Origin of the sequence: Nonomuraea thailandensis (assembly GCF_024172165.1) — a bacterium.
GTDB lineage: Bacteria > Actinomycetota > Actinomycetes > Streptosporangiales > Streptosporangiaceae > Nonomuraea > Nonomuraea thailandensis.
In genome coordinates this window covers 1,513,513-1,529,942 of record NZ_JAMZEB010000002.1, presented here as the reverse complement: position 1 = coordinate 1,529,942, position 16,430 = coordinate 1,513,513, and the positions used below count along the sequence as shown (strand labels likewise).

Here is a 16,430-nt window from a genome sequence, read left to right as displayed (position 1 = left end):
TGCCTACGCCCTCATTCGGGACTCGTAGGCGGCAGCCGCGACCACGAGGTCCTCCCACGCCATGCCCGTGCTCTTGAACACGCGCGGCCCCGGACCGGCGACCACCCTTCCGGCGATCAGGTCGGCGAGGTTACCGGCGAGATGATGAGAGGTGATCGTACCCTGGCGGATCGGGACGACGACGTCGCCCGCCTCCTCCAGGGCGGCCGCCCTGGCCTCGACGACCACGGTGGCGCGGGCGATCAGGTCGCCGTCGAGCTCGCGGGCGTCGGGCTCGTGCGAGCCGACCGCGACGACGGTGACGCCGTCGCGGGCGAGCTTACCGGGGAACAGGGGCTGCCTGGCCGTGGTGCAGCACGCGATCAGATCGGCCTCCGCCACCGCCTCCGACACCGCCTCCGACACCGCCTCTTTCACCCGCTCCGCCACCGCCTCTGTCACCCGCTCCGTCACCTCGCCGCTCTCCGGCCGGGCGGAAGGCGGCTGGTCGGAACGCGGCGGGGCGGCCGGTGGCGGGGCGGACGGCGGCGGGGCGGCCGGCAGGGCGCGGGCGGTCAGGCCGAGCGCGCGGCAGCGGGCGGCCAGTTCCCCGGCCCGGCCCGCGTCGCGGCCCACCACGGTGACCTCCCGCACCGGCCGCACCTCCCGCAGCGCCAGCACGTGCCCGTACGCCTGCGGCCCGCTCCCGAACACGACCAGCCGCCGCGCGCCGGGAGCGGCGAGATGGCGGACGGCGAGGGCGGAGACGGCGGGCGTGCGCAGCGAGGTGAGCGCGAGCCCGTCCAGCGCCGCCAGCGGGGCCAGGGTGTCGCCGTCGAACAGCAGGTACGTGCCCTGGATCCGGGGCAGCCCCCGCTCCGGGTTCCGCGGCGCGATGCTGACGGCCTTGACGCCCGCGTACCGCCGGGTGGAGGCGGGCATGAGCAGCAGTTGCCCGGCGGGCAGGTCCACGATCGGCCGCCGCGGGGTCGTCTCGGGGTCGAGCCCCGCCCGCAGCGCCTCCTCCAGGACGTCCACGGCCCGGCCCATCGGCACCAGCCGCTCCACGGCGGCGGCGTCGAGGTACGGCAGCCCGCTCATCGCAGCGTGAACCCGGCCGGGAACGGGTCGGCGGGGTCGAGCTCGAAGGTGTGCCGCCCGGTGCGGTACGCCATGCCGTCGATCTCCACGATCACGCCCTCGTCCGTCTCCTCCCGCACGCGGGCGGTGAACACGCTGCCCACGACGCTCTCGTGCACCAGCTCGCCCGTCTTGTCCGCGTCGTGCAGCAGCGCCATCCTGGCGGCGGTGCCGGAGCCGCACGGCGAGCGGTCCACCTCGCCGTCGGCGAACACGGTGACGTTGCGCTGCCGCCTGATCCCGTCCAGGTCCGGCAGCTCCTCGTAGAAGATCACCCCGTACACGCCGGACAGCCGCTCGTCTGACGGGTGGACGGCGGCCGGGTGCCCCGACAGTTCGGCCTTGATCCGCCGGGCGTGCTCGATGAGGGCGTTCAGGTGCCGGGGCTCCACCCGCAGCCCGACGTCGGAGGCACGAACCGAGGCGTAGATGGCGCCGCCGTAGGAGACGCCGGCGCGCAGGCCCGCGACGGGCACGTCGCGGGCGATCACGAACGAGGGCACGTTGACGAACGTGACGCCCTCGATCCGGCCTCCGGACAGCCGCACCCTGGCCCGGACGCGGCCCGAGGGCACGTCGATGACGACGTCCGTCACGCCGTCCGGGGCGGCCTCGACCAGGCCCTCGCGCACGGCGTGCACGCCCAGTGCGATGGTGCCGTGCCCGCAGGCGGTGGAGAAGCCGTCCTTGTGCCAGAACAGCGCTCCGAAACGCGCCCCCGGGTCGTCCGGGGGCACCAGGAAGCAGCCGTACATGTCGGCGTGCCCGCGCGGCTCGTTGCACAGCAGCCGCCGCACGCCGTCCAGCTCCGCCATCGCGGTGGTGCGGCGGTCGAGCACGCTGGAGCCGGGGATCGCGGGCACCCCGCCCGTCACGATCCTGAACGGCTCCCCCGCCGTGTGGTAGTCGACCGTCGTCAGCATCAGAGCTCGAACCCCGCCGGGAACGGGTCGCGCGGGTCGAGGAAGTACTGGGCGGTGCCGGTGATCCAGGCCCGCCCGGTGATCGACGGCAGGACCGCCGGCCGGCCGCCCACCGTGGTCTCCTCCAGCAGCCGCCCGATGAAGCGGGTGCCGATGAACGACTCGTTCGTGAAGTCCTGGCCGAGCGGCAGCTCGCCCCTGGCGTGCAGCTGGGCCATGCGGGCGCTGGTGCCGGTGCCGCAGGGCGAGCGGTCGAACCAGCCCGGGTGGATGGCCATGGCGTGCCGCGAGTGGTGGGCGTCGGAGCCGGGGGCGGCGAAGTAGACGTGGTGGCAGCCGCGGATGCGGGAGTCCTCCGCGTGCACGGGCTCGTCGGCGGCGTTGATGGCCTCCATGGTGGCCAGGCCGGCCGCGATGATCTCGTTCTTGGCCTTGCGGTCGAAGGGCAGGCCGTAGTGGTCGAGGTTCACGACGGCGTAGAAGTTGCCGCCGTACGCGAGGTCGTACGGGATCTCCCCGAACCCCGGGACGGTCACCGTGGCGTCCAGCCGGTCGCAGTAGGACGGCACGTTGCGCAGCGTCACCGACATGGCCATGCCGTCCTCGACGGCCACGTCCACCTCGACGAGCCCGGCGGGCACCTCCAGGCGCACGGTCGTGACGGGCTCGACCACCTCCACCATGCCGGTCTCGACCAGCACGGTGGCCACGCCGATCGTGCCGTGCCCGCACATCGGCAGCAGCCCGGACACCTCGATGAACAGCACGCCGTAGTCGGCGTCCGGCCTGGTCGGCGGCTGGAGGATGGCGCCGCTCATGGCCGAGTGGCCGCGCGGCTCCGTCATCAGCAGGGTGCGGATGTGGTCGAGATGGTCGCGGAAGTACACGCGCCGCTCCGCCATGCTCGCGCCGGGGATCACGCCGATGCCGCCGGTGATCACCCGGGTGGGCATGCCCTCGGTGTGGGAGTCGACGGCGTGGAATACGCGCTTGGTCCTCATCGCAGCCCCTCTGCCAGTGCCTTCTCGGTCGCCGCACGCACGATAGCGGCCTGCTCGTCCGTCAGCGGCTGCCTGGGGTGCCTGCACGGGCCGCCGTGACGGCCGGCCAGGTCCATGGACAGCTTGATGGCCTGCACGAACTCGGTCTTGGAATCCCAGCGCAGCAGCGGGTGCAGGGCCCGGTACAGCGGCAACGCCGTCTCCAGGTCGCCCGCCACCGCCGCGCGGTAGAGGGCGCTGCTGGAGACGGGCAGCGCGTTGGGGTAGCCGGCGATCCAGCCGACCGCGCCGGCCACGGCCAGCTCCAGCAGCACGTCGTCGGAGCCGACCAGCAGGTCCAGCTCGGGCGCCAGCTCGGCCAGCTCGTACGCCCTGCGCACGTCGCCGCTGAACTCCTTGACCGCCACGATCAGCCCCTCCTCGTGCAGCCTGGCCAGCAGCGCGGGGGTCAGGTCCACCTTGGTGTCGTAGGGGTTGTTGTAGGCCACGATCGGCACGCCGGCCTTGGCGACCTCCCGGTAGTGCGCCACGACGGCCCGCTCGTCGGCCCGGTAGGCGTTGGGCGGCAGCAGCAGGACCGAGCCGCAGCCCGCCTCGCCCGCCTGCTCGGCCCAGCGGCGGGACTCGGCGGCGCCGTACGCGCCCGCCCCGGCCATCACGTTGCCGCCGCCGACGGCCGCGACGGCGGTCTCGATCACCTTCGTGCGCTCCTGCGCGGTGAGCGTCTGGTACTCGCCGAGCGAGCCGTTGGGCACGACGCCGTCGCTGCCGTTGCCGACCAGCCAGCGGCAGTGCTCCGCGTAGCCGTCGTAGTCGACGGACAGGTCGTCGCGCAGGGGCAGCGCGGTGGCGACCATGACGCCCTGCCAGGGCTTGCCGCGGTGTTCCATGGGGAGGTCCTCCAGGTGTCGGGGGGTTTCAGTGAGCGAGGTCGTCGTCGGGCGTCGCGGCCGTGCCGGTGGCGCGACCGGAGCCGCCGCCGTCGGAGCCGCCGCCGGAGCCGCCGTCGGGCGCCGTGAGTGAGGCCAGCGCGCCGAGGGTGACGGGCTGGGCGACCGGGCGGCGGGGCGGCTGGGGCCGCTCTCCCGCCAGGCAGGAGACGGCGTAGCCGCAGATACGGCCCTGGCACCAGCCCATGCCGGGGCGGGCCAGCAGCTTGATCGCGCGCGCGTCGGTGGCGCCGAGCGCCTGCGCCTCACGTACGCGGGCCAGTGGCACCTCCTCGCACCGGCACACGAGCGTGTCGTCACGCAGCCACCCCTGCCAGCCGGGCTGGACCGGGTACGCGCGCTGCAGCGCCTCCCCGAACGCCCGCCACCGCTTCCGCCTGCGCGCGAACAACGGCGGCACGACCGCCCCCGCGCCACCGGCGACCGGCACGCTCTCCACCCCGGCACGGCCCTCTGTCGCCGCACCCGAGCGGGCGTCGTCCGGCGCACCCGCACGCACGCCCTCCACCACGCCCGAGCGGGCGGCGTCCGGCACACCCGCACGCACGCCCTCCACCGCGCCCGAGCGGGCGTCGGCCACGATGGCGCGGCCGGCGAGGCGGCCCTCCAGTTCGGCCAGCCGCCAGCCGCCCACCCCGACGGGCTCGCCCGCCGCCCACACCCTGGGCACGGTGGTGCGGAGGGCGGCGTCCACGCTCAGCACCGGGCTGCCGTCCACGTCGTGGCGGACCCCGCAGCCGAGCTGCGTCCCGAGCTCGATCTGCGGCACGAAGCCGTAGCCCACGGCCACGGTGTCGCACTGGACGACGTGGGTCGCCGTGACGTTCCAGTCGCGGTCGAGGCGGGCGATGGTGACGGCCTCCACCTCGCGCTCCCCGTGGGCGGCGACGACCGCCTGGCGCGTCCGGTACGGCACCCGATGCCTGGCCAGAGCGGCCGCGTACCCCGCCGCCTCCCCCGCCTTGCCCAGGGCCAGCACCGGGTTCCCGGCCAGCCCGAGCCCGCCGTTGGCCTCGTACACGCCGAGCACCCGCGCCCCGGCCCCGGCCAGCCCCGAGGCGACGGGCAGCAGGAACGGCCCGGTGCCGGACACCACGATCCGCCGCCCCGCCACGACCCCGCCGCCCTTGAGCAGCGCCTGCGCTCCACCGGCGGTGAGCACCCCGGGCAGGTCCCAGCCGGGGAACGGCAGCGGCCGGTCGTGCGCCCCGGTCGCGATCAGCAACCGCCCCGCCCGCAAGACCACGGCCCGCTCACCACGCCGGCCATCCGCTCCACCATCCGCGCCGCCACCCGCGCCACCATCCGCGCCGCCGCCCGCACCGCCGTCCGCGCCGCCGCCCTGTGCCGCCGCCGCGTCCCTGGTGGCGCAGTGCACCAGCAGGTCGCCGTCCGGCTCGCGGGAAACGGCCCACACCTGGTGCCGCAGCAGCACGTCGGCACGCGCGTCGAGCGCCCGCGCCTGCCGCAGGAACCGTTCGAGCCCGGGCGCCGGCCTGGGTTCGGCGGCGTGCCGGAAGTACTGGCCGCCGAGCCGCAGGCCCGAGTCCACGAGCGCCACCCGCAGCCCGGCCAGCGCCGCCGTGAGCGCGCCCGCCACGCCGGCGGGCCCGCCGCCGACCACCACGAGGTCGTACCTCACGCCGTCGCCACCTCGTCCCCCGGCTCGGCCTCCAGCAGGCAGGCCCGCTCGGGCGGCCGCCCGTTCACCGAGATCAGGCAGTCGAAGCAGACCCCGATCCCGCAGAACAGGCCGCGCGGCCGCCCGCCGAAGCGGGTGGAGCGCCACGAGCGCACCCCGGCCGCGTGCAGGGCCGCGCCGATGGTCTGCCCCGGCACGACCGGCACGGAGCGGCCGTCGACGGTGATGTGGAAGGTCACAGGGCCTCCTCAGGCGTGGGGAAGCGGTCGGGGCGGAAGGGCTGAAGGTCGAGGTCGGGCCGCTGTCCGGCGAGGAGCTGGGCGAGCAGGTGACCGGTGGCCGGGGCGAGCCCGATGCCGGCTCCTTCGTGCCCGCACGCGTGATACAGCCCGGACACGCGCGGATCGGCCCCGATGACGGGCAGGTGATCGGGGCAGTACGGCCGGAACCCGCAGTAGGACCGGATGGCGCGGACGTCCCGCAGCGCGGGGAAGAGCGCGACCGCCTGCTCGGCCAGCCGCGCGAGCACCGGCACGGACGTCGTCCTGTCGAACCCGACGCGCTCCCTGCTGGCGCCGATGAGCACGGTCCCGGCGGGGGTGCCCTCCACCACGGCCGAGGTCTCCAGGCCGGCGGAGTCGCTGGCCACGTTCGTCACGTAGGCGGCGGTGTAGACCTTGTGCCTGATCAGCGGCGCCGTCAGCGGCTCGGTGACGAGGATGAAGCCCCTCCGGGGCAGCACGGGCAGGTGCACGCCCGCCAGCGCGGCCACCTCGCCGCCCCAGGTGCCCGCCGCGTTGACGACGGCGTCGCCGAGCACGTCGCCCTGGGAGGTGCGCACGCCCGTGACGCGGTCGCCCGAGCGGATGATCCCGGTCACGGTGGCGCCCAGCCGCAGCCGCAGCGTGCCGTGGCCGAAGCTCTCCGCGCCGTGCCTGAGCAGGGTGGCGGCGGCGAGCATGGGCTGCACCTGGGCGTCCTGCGGATAGAACACGCCTCCCGCCAGGCCCTCGGCCAGGTGCGGCTCGTAGTCGCGCAGCTCCGGAGGCGGCACCAGGGTGTGCTCGACACCCTGCTTGCCTGCCAGCTCGGTGAGCTGCCGCTGGACCTCCTCGGTCTCGGCGACGACCAGCCCGCCCTTCGGCTCGAACTCGAACCCGCCGAGCTCGCCCAGCGAGCGCCACAGCCGGTTCGACAGCACGGCCAGCTCCAGCTCGGGGCCCGGCTCCTTGTCGGACACCAGCACGTTGCCCTCGCCCGAGCCCGTCGTGCCGCCGGCCACCGGGCCACGGTCGATCACGGTCACGTCGAGGCCCGCGCGCGCGGCATAGTAGGCGCAGGCCGCCCCCACCACACCCGCGCCGACGACGATCACGTCGGACATCACCACCTCCTCTCAGTAATATGTCACATACCTTGCGGCTTGAGAAGCCCGGCCCCCGCGAAGCCGGTTCCCGATGGCGGGACCGGCCAACGGGGCCCCTACCATCGATGACGTGAAGCTACCCACGGACAATCCCCACCTCTTCGCGCGTTTCATCCGGTCCTTCTGGGCACCGACAGCACGCTCGATGCGTGGCTGGGCGCTGGCGTCCGTGGTGGTCAACGCCGGCATCACGGTGACGGGCGCGGGGGTGCGCGTGACGGAGTCGGGGCTCGGCTGCCCGACCTGGCCGAGGTGCACGCCCACCAGCTTCATCCCGGTCGCGCATCCCGAGGTCTCGCCGCTGCACATGGCGGTCGAGTTCGGCAACCGGCTGCTCACGTTCCTGGTGCTGGCGGTGGGCATCGCCTGCTGGCTGGCCGCCGTGCGGATGCGGCCCCGCCGGGTCTCCCTGATCCGCCTGGCCTGGCTGCAGCCGATCGGGATCATCGCGCAGGCCCTGTGGGGCGGGCTGGTGGTCAGCACGATGCTCAACCCGCTCACCGTCGGCATGCACTACCTCCTGTCCAGCGGGCTGATCGCCGCCTGCTGGATGTTGTACGCGCGCGCGGGCGAGGGCGACGGCCCCGTGCGCAGGATCACCCACCGCGACGTCCGCAGGCTCGGCCACGCACTGCTGGCGGCCGTGTTCGTGCTGCTGGTGGCCGGGGTCGTGGTCAGCGGCACCGGGCCGCACTCGGGTGACGAGATGGCCTCGCGCTTCGACCTCGACATCGAGGCCGTCGCCAGGCTGCACGCCGACATCGCCTACGTGGTGGTCGGGCTCACGTTCGCGCTGCTGTTCGCCCTGCACGTGAGCAACGCCCCGCGCACCGCCCGCCGGGCCGCGCTGGCCCTGCTGGGCGTGGAGCTGCTGCAGGGCGTGATCGGCTACACGCAGTGGTTCCTGGCCGTCCCGGCCCTGCTGGTGCTGCTGCACGTCCTCGGCTCGACCCTGGTCTGGATCGCCGCGCTGCGGGTCGTCACGTCGCTGCGCTCCCGCGACCCCGAGCCTTCCTCCGTGCACCACTCCCCCACCGAAGCAGCCGCCGTCGTCTGAGCGGATATGCCAGGGTATGTGGTGTTAGATGCGCCACTCCCCCGGCCCGGAAGAGGTGTGCTTTGCGGGGAAAAGTCCGCCTCTCGCGGAAGGTGCTGCGCCGCTCGTACCAGGGGCTGGTGCTGGCCAGCGTGCTCGCGCTGGCGCCCATGACGTGGGCCTGGCTCGGCAGCTCCGGGCACCGGACGACGGCCGAGGACGAGGGCTGGGTCCGGCGGGTGCCCGAGACGCAGGCCGCGCTGGTGCTCGGCGCCGGCCTGTTCGCCGGGCGGCCCTCCCCGATGCTGGCCCGCAGGCTCGACATCGCCGCCGAGCTGTACCTGTCGGGCAAGGTGAAGGCGCTGCTGCTGTCAGGCGACAACAGCCGCAAGGAGTACGACGAGCCCACCGCCATGCGCGACTACCTGCGCGCCAAGGGCGTCCCCGACGCGGTGATGGTGCTGGACTACGCCGGGTTCGACACGTGGGACTCCTGCGTGCGGGCGCGCAAGGTGTTCGGGGCCGAGCGGGTGACGGTGGTGACCCAGGAGTTCCACCTCCCCAGGGCCGTGACGTTGTGCAGGACTGCGGGGCTGGAGGCGTTCGGGGCGGGTGACGACTCGGCCAGGCGCTGGGCCGTGACCACGTACGCCTCCGCCGCCCGTGAGCTGTTCGCCACCGCCAAGGCGTTCGCCGACGCCATGATCCTGCACTCCGACCCCGTCTACCCGGGCCCGCGCGAGGTCTCGCTCACCCGCATCCTCGCGGGGCCCTGAGCCCTTCGAGTACCAAGCCCCCGAGGGCCGGGCACGGGCCTCAGCCGGGTGCGCCGGGCGCGTAACCGGGCGGGGGCGACCCCCTGGCCACCGATCGGGCGTGCATCTCCGGCACCGGGAAGTCGGCGCGGGCGGTGCTCATGCACTCCAGCAGCGCCCGCTGCTCCTCGTGGAAGGTGTGCTCGTCGACCATGTGGCGGGCCGCCCGCTCGTGCAGCAGGCCCAGCTCCGTCGCGGCGAGCTGGTAGTCGCGCATCGCCCGCAGCCCCGGCTTGCCGCCGTGCGCGCGGGCCCACTGCCGGGCCTGGCGGCGGCGGGCGAAGGCCGAGAGCATGAAGATGTCGGCCTGGGTGACGAGCTTGGTCGGCTCGTACGCCGGCAGGTACCGCTGGATGAGCGCCACGATGCGCCGCCGGTCCCTGAACACCACGCCGATCAGCACCACCAGCACCACCAGCAGCGTCAGGTAGGCCACCACGAGCCCGGGGAACCCGCCGTAGGAGGCCAGGCCGTTCCACAGGCCGTGCAGGATCATCGCCGCCGTCCAGCCCACCAGCACGTACGTGCTGCGCTCGGAGCCCTGCCGCTGGGCCGCGTACGCCACGGCCACCCCGATCATGGAGCTGAACAGCGGATGCGCCAGCGGCGACAGGATGCCGCGCAGCACCACCGTGACGGCCAGCCCCTTGACGCCCGAGGTGGACAGCGCGCCGAGGTAGTAGCTGACGTTCTCGCTCATGGCGAAGCCGAGGCCGACCATGCTGGCGTAGATGATGCCGTCGGTGGGCCCGTCGAGCTCGGCCCTGCGGAACTTGAGCAGGCCCAGCAGCACCAGGCCCTTCATCGTCTCCTCCACCACCGGCGCGCCGAACGTGGCCGCGAGGTTGCGGGCGCTGGCCTCCGACAGCTTGGCGGTGTCGATGATGTAGTGCAGGTTGAGCGAGTTGATCACGCCGGCCACGAGCACGGCGACGCCGGCGCCCCAGGCGAAGGCGAAGATGAGGTTGCTGCGCGGCTCCGGCTCCATGCGGTCCAGCGCCAGCACGGCCGCCAGCAGCAGCGGTACCGGCGCCAGCGCCAGCGCCAGCGCGATGAAGAACTGCACCGGCGCGCCGTTGAACACGTCGAAGGAGAACGAGACGAGGGCGCAGATGCCGGTGAGGACCAGCCCGATGATCAACGCGAATGACGGGCGGTCCTTCAACACCCAGCGTGGATCACGGGTCGCCATAGGGTGACTTTAACGGATCAGAGTGCCGGGGTCCGTGCGGGACCGCGCGGCGCCGGTCGAGGCCGGGGGCGCGGCGGCCGGCCCGCGGGGAGGTGCGGCCCAGGTGGGGCCGTTCGTGCAGCAGGTCGGCGGGCCGCGTGCGCACCCGCCGGCGGCCGGCGCCCCGCGCCGGGACCGCGGGCGCCGCCAGGGGCCGGATAGCCACTCGTCACCGTCCAGACATGAAGGTCCCGCTCGTCCCGCGGAGCGCCGCGGCCGGGATCAGGCGAGCAGCGGGTCGATGGCCACGGCCAGGAACAGCAGCGCCAGGTAGGCGTTCGACCAGTGGAAGAAGCGCATGGGCCGCAGGTCGACCCCGCTCTTGCCGGCGTTGAGCCGGGCCAGCAGGCGGTGCGCCTCCACCAGGCACATGACGCCTAGCGCGGCGGCCACGACCGGGTAGAACAGCGTGGTGCCGGCCACCGGCCACAGCGCCAGCGAGCAGAGCACGGTGGCCCAGGTGTAGGCGATGGACTCCAGGATGACCCGCCGCTCGGTGGCCACCACGGGCAGCATCGGCACCTTGGCCGCCGCGTAGTCCTCCTTGTAGCGCATGGCCAGCGTCCAGGTGTGCGGCGGCGTCCAGAAGAACACCACGCCGAACAGCACCAGCGGCGCCCAGTCGAGCCGCTCGGTGATGCCGGCCCAGCCGATCATCACCGGCATGCAGCCCGCGATGCCGCCCCACACGATGTTCTGGGCCGTGCGCCGCTTGAGTATCAGCGAGTAGACCAGCACGTAGAACAGGATCGCGCCGAGCGACAACATCGCCGCCAGCCAGTTGGTGGCCACCCACAGACCGACCGTGGAGATGACCCCCAGCACGAGGCCGAAGACCAGCGCCGCACGCGGCGAGACCTGGTGCCTGGCCAGCGGCCTGCGCCGGGTGCGGCGCATCTTCTGGTCGATGTCGCGGTCGATGTAGCAGTTGAGCGCGTTGGCGCTGCCTGCCGATAGGGTGCCGAACACCATGACCCAGATCGACTCCCACAGGGGCGGCAGGCCGCCCGCTGCGAGGAACATCACCGGCAGTGTCGTGATCAGCAGCAGCTCGATGACCCGCGGCTTGGTGAGCGCGATGTAGGCCTTGACGATCATGCCGATCGAGCGCGGCGGCTCCACCTGCCGTGATGGGGCCGTCGCCTGCCTGTTGGTCAGCACCGTCAAGGCGCTTCCAGCCTGTCGGAAGTCAACGCGTAACCTCTGATAAGAGCGGATCCATGGGCGGGCGCCGGTGACGCCCCTGCGAACAAACAAACTGTAGTCGCAGGGGCGGCCGGTCCGGCCAATGGGGGGCTTGCGCCGTACCTGGACACGCGAGGGTGGAATGGGAATCGATCACCAGCCCCACTCGGTTAGGGTCCGGTGTAGGCGCGGGCGCGCAACCTGCGGCAGGCCGCCGCGACGCGGCCGGCCTCGGGCGGGACAGCCAAATCAATGACAACTAGATTCCGGAGATCGAGCACTTGAGCACCGAACTCGTGCCAGCCCTTGAATGGACCGACCTGGACAAGCAGGCGGTCGATGTCGTTCGAGCCCTGGCGATGGACGCAGTGGAGAAGGCGGGCTCGGGTCACCCCGGCACCGCCATGAGTCTGGCCCCCGCCGCATACCTGCTCTTCCAGCGAGTGATGCGCCACGACCCGACCGACCCCGGCTGGCTCGGGCGTGACCGGTTCGTGTTGTCGTGCGGCCACAGCAGCCTGACGCTCTACATCCAGCTCTACCTTTCCGGTTACGGCCTGACCCTGGACGACCTCAGGCGCCTGCGCCAGTGGGACAGCCTCACGCCGGGTCACCCCGAGCACGGGCACACCGCCGGCGTGGAGACCACGACGGGCCCGCTGGGCCAGGGCATCGCCAACGCGGTCGGCATGGCCATGGCGGCCCGCCGCGAGCGCGGCCTGTTCGACCCCGAGGCCGAGGACGGCACCTCCCCGTTCGACCACAACATCTGGTGCATCGTCAGCGACGGCGACATCGAGGAGGGCATCAGCCACGAGGCCAGCTCCCTGGCCGGCCACCAGAAGCTGGGCAACCTCGTCGTCGTCTACGACGACAACCACATCTCCATCGAGGACGACACGCAGATCGCCCTGTCCGAGGACGTGGTCAAGCGCTACGAGGCCTACGGCTGGCACACCCAGAGCGTCGACTGGACCGAGTCCGGCGAGTACGTCGAGGACGTCCAGGCCCTCTACGACGCCCTTCAGGCGGCCCGGGCGGAGACCGACCGGCCGTCGTTCATCCGGCTGCGCACGATCATCGGCTACCCCGCGCCGAACAAGCAGAACACCGGCAAGATCCACGGCTCGGCCCTGGGCGAGGCCGAGGTGGCCGCCACCAAGGAAGTGCTGGGCATGGACCCGGCCAAGACCTTCGACGTGCCGGCCGCGGTGCTGGAGCACGCCCGTAACGTCGCCCAGCGCGGCCGCGCCGACCACGCCGAGTGGGAGAAGTCCTACGCCGAGTGGCGCCTGGCCAACGGCGAGCGCGCCGCCGAGCTCGACCGCATCTCCCGGCGCGAGCTGCCGGCCGGCTGGGCCACCGCGCTGCCGTCGTTCGAGAAGGGCTCCTCCGTCGCCACGCGCAAGGCGTCCGGCGAGGTGCTCAACGCGCTGGCCCCGGTGCTGCCCGAGCTGTGGGGCGGCTCGGCCGACCTGGCCGAGTCCAACCTCACCACGATGAAGGGCGAGCCGTCCTTCATCCCCGAGGAGTTCCAGACCAAGGACTTCAAGGGCAACCGCTTCGGCCGCACACTGCACTTCGGCATCCGCGAGCACGCCATGGGCGCCATCCTGAACGGCATCGCGCTGCACGGCGGCACCCGCCCGTACGGCGGCACGTTCCTGGTCTTCTCCGACTACATGCGGCCCGCGGTGCGTCTGGCCGCGCTGATGAAGCTGCCGGTCACGTACGTGTGGACGCACGACTCGATCGGCCTCGGCGAGGACGGCCCCACCCACCAGCCGATCGAGCACCTGTGGGCGCTGCGCGCGATCCCCGGCCTCGACGTGGTGCGCCCGGCCGACGCCAACGAGACGGCCTACGCGTGGAAGGCCGTGCTGGAGCACACCGACCGCCCCGCCGCCCTGGCCCTGACCAGGCAGAACCTGCCGGTCGTCGAGGGCACCAGCGCCGAGGGCGTGGCCCGCGGCGGCTACGTGCTGCGCGAGGCGTCCGACGGCCAGCCGAGGGTCATCGTCATCGCCACGGGCAGCGAGGTCGAGATCGCGCTGAACGGCCGGGAGCTGCTGGAGTCGCAGGGCATCCCCACGCGGGTGGTCTCGATGCCGTGTGTCGAGTGGTTCAACGGGCAGGACACCGCATATAAGCAGACGGTTCTGCCCTCGTCGATCAGGGCTCGGGTGGCGGTCGAGGCGGGCATCGCGCTCGGCTGGCACGAGTACGTCGGCGAGTGCGGCGAGGTGGTCAGCCTCGAACACTTCGGTGCCTCTGCGCCGTACAAGACTCTGTACGAGCAGTTCGGGCTGACGGCTGAGCGCGTGGCGGCGGCGGCCAGGGCGAGCCTGGCCAAGCTGGGTCAGGACAAGGGCGAGACGACGGGAAACTGAAGAACAGATGAGCGAGATCCTCAACAAGCTGTCCGGCCAGGGCGTAGCCATCTGGCTCGACGACATCAGCCGTGAGCGCCTGCGCACCGGCAACCTCGAACAGCTGATCCGCGAGAAGAACGTGGTCGGGGTCACCTCCAACCCGACGATCTTCGCCAACGCGCTCAGCAAGGGCGACGCGTACAACACCCAGCTCCACGACCTGGCCGTGCGCGGCGTCGAGGTGGGCGAGGCCGTACGCGCCATCACCGCCTACGACATCCGCTGGGCCGCCGACGTGCTGCGCCCGGTCTACGACGCCAGCGGCGGCGTGGACGGCCGCGTGTCGCTGGAGGTCGACCCGCGCCTGGCCCGCGAGAGCGAGAAGACGATCGCCGAGGCCCGCGCGCTGTGGTGGCTGGTCGACCGGCCGAACCTCATGATCAAGATCCCGGCCACGGTCGAGGGCCTGCCCGCGATCACGCAGGCGCTGTCCGAGGGCATCAGCGTCAACGTCACGCTGATCTTCTCCCTCGAGCGCTACCGCGCGGTCATGGACGCCTGGCTCGCCGGCCTGGAGGCCGCGCAGGCCAAGGGCCTGAACCTGGCCTCGATCGAGTCGGTGGCCTCGTTCTTCGTCAGCCGCGTCGACACCGAGATCGACAAGCGCCTGGACAAGCTCGGCAAGCCGGAGCTGAAGGGCAAGGCGGGCATCGCCAACGCGCGCCTGGCGTACGCGGCGTTCGAGGAGGTCATGAACTCCGAGCGGTGGCAGAGCCTGCGCGCCGCCGGCGCCCGCCCGCAGCGCCCGCTGTGGGCCTCGACCGGCGTCAAGAACCCCGAGTACTCCGACACCATGTACGTCGACCAGCTCGTCGCCCCCGGCACCGTCAACACGATGCCGGAGAAGACGCTCGACGCCACGGCCGACCACGCCAACGTCACCGGCGACACCGTCCGCCCGTTCTACGAGCAGGCCTGGAACACCATGGCCGCGCTCAAGGACGCCGGCGTCGACTACGACGACGTGGTGAAGGTCCTGGAGGACGAGGGCGTGGAGAAGTTCGAGGCGTCCTGGAACGAGCTGCTCGAGAGCGTCACCAAGAACCTGGTTCCGTGATGAACGTCTCCTACCGCGAGGAGGGGGTGGCCTCGGCCGCCTCCTCCGTCGCGGGGCGCCTCGTCGCCGACGGCGTGCCCGCGCGGCTCGCCGGCGGCGACCCCACGCTGTGGGGTGAGGACGCCGAGGCGGTGGCAGCGGTCAGGCTCGGCTGGCTGACCCTGCCCCGCTCCTCCCGCGAGCTGCTGCCCGCCCTGGGCGAGCTCGCGGCGAGGGCCCGCGCCGAGGGCCTGACGAACGTGGTCCTGGCCGGGATGGGCGGCTCGTCGCTGGCGGCGGAGGTCATCTGCGCCACCTCCGACGTGCCGCTCACCGTGCTCGACACGACCGACCCCGGCCAGGTGCGCCGCGCGCTGGCCGACGGCCTGGAGTCCACGGTCGTGGTCGTGGCCGGCAAGAGCGGCTCGACCGTGGAGACCGACAGTCATCTGCGGATCTACGAGCGGCTCTTCGCGGACGCGGGCATCGACCCCGCGGGCCGCATCGTGGTCGTCACCGACCCCGGCACGCCCCTGGCGCGGCGGGCCGCCGACGACGGCTTCCACCTGGTGCTCGCGCCTGCCGACGTGGGCGGCCGCTACTCGGCGCTGTCGGCGTTCGGGCTGGTGCCGGCCGCGCTGGCGGGCGCCGACGTGACACGGCTGCTCGACGAGGCCGAGGAGGTGCTGCCGCTGCTGTCGCTCGACAGCGGCAACCCCGGGCTCGACCTGGGGGCGGCGCTCGGCGGGGCGGCGCTGGCCGGGCGCGACAAACTGGTCCTGGAGGACCAGCTCTCGGCCATCTTCGGGCTGCCCGACTGGATCGAGCAGCTCGTCGCCGAGTCCACCGGCAAGCAGGGCAGGGGCATCCTGCCGGTCGTCGGCGCCGACCCCAACCGCTCGGGCGACGAGCTCGTCGTGGCGATCGAGTCCGACATCGGCGACGTGCGCGTGGACGGGCCGCTGGGCGCGCAGTTCCTGGTCTGGGAGTACGCCACCGCCATCGCCGGGCTGCTGCTGGAGGTCGATCCGTTCGACCAGCCGAACGTGGCCGAGTCGAAGGAGAACACCGCCACCCTGCTGGCCCTGCCCGACCTGCCGACCGGCGCGCCCGCGTTCGTGGACGGCCCGGTCGAGGTGTACGGGGCGGCGACGGCCAAGGACCTGCCGGGGCTGTTCTCCGAGCTGCTGCACGCGATCCCCGGCGACGGCTACCTGGCGATCACGGCTTATCTGGACCGGCTGGCCGCCTTCGACGCGCCGGTGCCCGACGGGGCCGACTTCGAGCAGATGACCGACGCGTGGATGTGGGCCGATCCGCTGACGCTGCGGGCGCTGCTCGCGCTGCGCACCGACCGGCCCGTGACGTTCGGGTGGGGGCCGCGGTTCCTGCACTCCACCGGGCAGTATCACAAGGGCGGGCCGCAGAACGGCGTGTTCCTGCAGATCACGGGGGCGGTGACCGAGGACGTCGCCGTGCCCGGCAGGCCGTACAGCCTGGGCCGGCTGCAGCTCGCCCAGGCGCTGGGGGACCTGGGGGCGCTGGAGACCCGCGGGCGCCCGGCCGTACGCCTGCATTTGACCGACCGCGCGGCGGGTGTCGCGCGTTTGCTCGAGGCCGCACAGGAGGCTTGA

Annotated in this window: 14 protein-coding genes; 5 read left to right on the top strand and 9 right to left on the bottom strand. The window is 73.0% G+C overall.

Annotation, left to right across the window (positions count from 1 at the left end; genetic code table 11):
• Nucleotides 1–3 precede the first annotated feature (3 nt).
• From HD597_RS11120 to HD597_RS11090, 7 genes are read right to left on the bottom strand one after another with little or no spacing between them, the layout of a single operon-like run.
• Complete coding sequence (locus HD597_RS11120; protein ID WP_253741926.1) at nucleotides 4–1,080, bottom strand: ornithine cyclodeaminase family protein; 1,077 nt, start codon at nucleotides 1,078–1,080, stop codon at nucleotides 4–6.
• Entirely contained in the window at nucleotides 1,077–2,042 is a 966-nt protein-coding gene (locus HD597_RS11115; RefSeq protein WP_253741925.1) for a proline racemase family protein, read from the bottom strand. The genes HD597_RS11120 and HD597_RS11115 overlap by 4 nt, the downstream gene beginning before the upstream one ends.
• Nucleotides 2,042–3,043 carry a proline racemase family protein gene (locus HD597_RS11110; RefSeq protein WP_253741924.1) on the bottom strand — a complete coding sequence of 334 codons (1,002 nt, stop codon included), beginning with the start codon at nucleotides 3,041–3,043 and terminating at the stop codon, nucleotides 2,042–2,044. Before HD597_RS11110 ends, HD597_RS11115 begins: the two co-directional genes overlap by 1 nt.
• The gene (locus tag HD597_RS11105; RefSeq protein WP_253741923.1) at nucleotides 3,040–3,933 is read right to left on the bottom strand and encodes a dihydrodipicolinate synthase family protein; all 894 of its coding nucleotides are present in this window, start codon (nucleotides 3,931–3,933) and stop codon (nucleotides 3,040–3,042) included. The genes HD597_RS11110 and HD597_RS11105 overlap by 4 nt, the downstream gene beginning before the upstream one ends.
• 28 nt (nucleotides 3,934–3,961) lie before the next feature.
• Nucleotides 3,962–5,635 (bottom strand): FAD/NAD(P)-dependent oxidoreductase, encoded by a 1,674-nt coding sequence (locus tag HD597_RS11100; protein ID WP_253741922.1) that lies wholly within the window; start codon nucleotides 5,633–5,635, stop codon nucleotides 3,962–3,964.
• Nucleotides 5,632–5,874, bottom strand: coding sequence for a (2Fe-2S)-binding protein (locus HD597_RS11095; RefSeq protein WP_253741921.1), 243 nt, complete (start codon nucleotides 5,872–5,874; stop codon nucleotides 5,632–5,634). Before HD597_RS11095 ends, HD597_RS11100 begins: the two co-directional genes overlap by 4 nt.
• The gene (locus HD597_RS11090; RefSeq protein WP_253741920.1) at nucleotides 5,871–7,019 is read right to left on the bottom strand and encodes an NAD(P)/FAD-dependent oxidoreductase; all 1,149 of its coding nucleotides are present in this window, start codon (nucleotides 7,017–7,019) and stop codon (nucleotides 5,871–5,873) included. Before HD597_RS11090 ends, HD597_RS11095 begins: the two co-directional genes overlap by 4 nt.
• Before the next feature lie 112 nt (nucleotides 7,020–7,131).
• On the opposite strand from HD597_RS11090, the gene HD597_RS11085 reads away from it, so the two are divergent.
• Nucleotides 7,132–8,118 (top strand): COX15/CtaA family protein, encoded by a 987-nt coding sequence (locus HD597_RS11085; RefSeq protein ID WP_253741919.1) that lies wholly within the window; start codon nucleotides 7,132–7,134, stop codon nucleotides 8,116–8,118.
• A gap of 62 nt (nucleotides 8,119–8,180) precedes the next feature.
• Nucleotides 8,181–8,873 carry a SanA/YdcF family protein gene (locus HD597_RS11080; protein WP_253741918.1) on the top strand — a complete coding sequence of 231 codons (693 nt, stop codon included), beginning with the start codon at nucleotides 8,181–8,183 and terminating at the stop codon, nucleotides 8,871–8,873.
• Nucleotides 8,874–8,913: 40 nt separating this feature from the next.
• Here the strand turns inward: HD597_RS11080 and HD597_RS11075 are convergent, their stop codons facing one another.
• Together HD597_RS11075 and HD597_RS11070 are read right to left on the bottom strand one after the other, a co-directional pair.
• Entirely contained in the window at nucleotides 8,914–10,104 is a 1,191-nt protein-coding gene (locus HD597_RS11075) for a PrsW family intramembrane metalloprotease (RefSeq protein ID WP_253741917.1), read from the bottom strand.
• 261 nt (nucleotides 10,105–10,365) lie between these two features.
• The gene (locus tag HD597_RS11070; RefSeq protein ID WP_253741916.1) at nucleotides 10,366–11,310 is read right to left on the bottom strand and encodes a heme o synthase; all 945 of its coding nucleotides are present in this window, start codon (nucleotides 11,308–11,310) and stop codon (nucleotides 10,366–10,368) included.
• 377 nt (nucleotides 11,311–11,687) lie between these two features.
• Here HD597_RS11070 and tkt point away from each other — a divergent pair, with 377 nt between their 5' ends.
• From tkt to HD597_RS11055, 3 genes are read left to right on the top strand one after another with little or no spacing between them, the layout of a single operon-like run.
• Nucleotides 11,688–13,718 carry a transketolase gene (gene tkt / locus HD597_RS11065; RefSeq protein WP_253759310.1) on the top strand — a complete coding sequence of 677 codons (2,031 nt, stop codon included), beginning with the start codon at nucleotides 11,688–11,690 and terminating at the stop codon, nucleotides 13,716–13,718.
• Nucleotides 13,719–13,725: 7 nt separating this feature from the next.
• Nucleotides 13,726–14,817 (top strand): transaldolase, encoded by a 1,092-nt coding sequence (tal, locus tag HD597_RS11060; protein ID WP_253741915.1) that lies wholly within the window; start codon nucleotides 13,726–13,728, stop codon nucleotides 14,815–14,817.
• A complete protein-coding gene (locus HD597_RS11055) occupies nucleotides 14,817–16,430 on the top strand; it encodes a phosphoglucose isomerase-related protein (protein ID WP_253759308.1) in 1,614 nt (537 codons plus the stop codon). Before tal ends, HD597_RS11055 begins: the two co-directional genes overlap by 1 nt.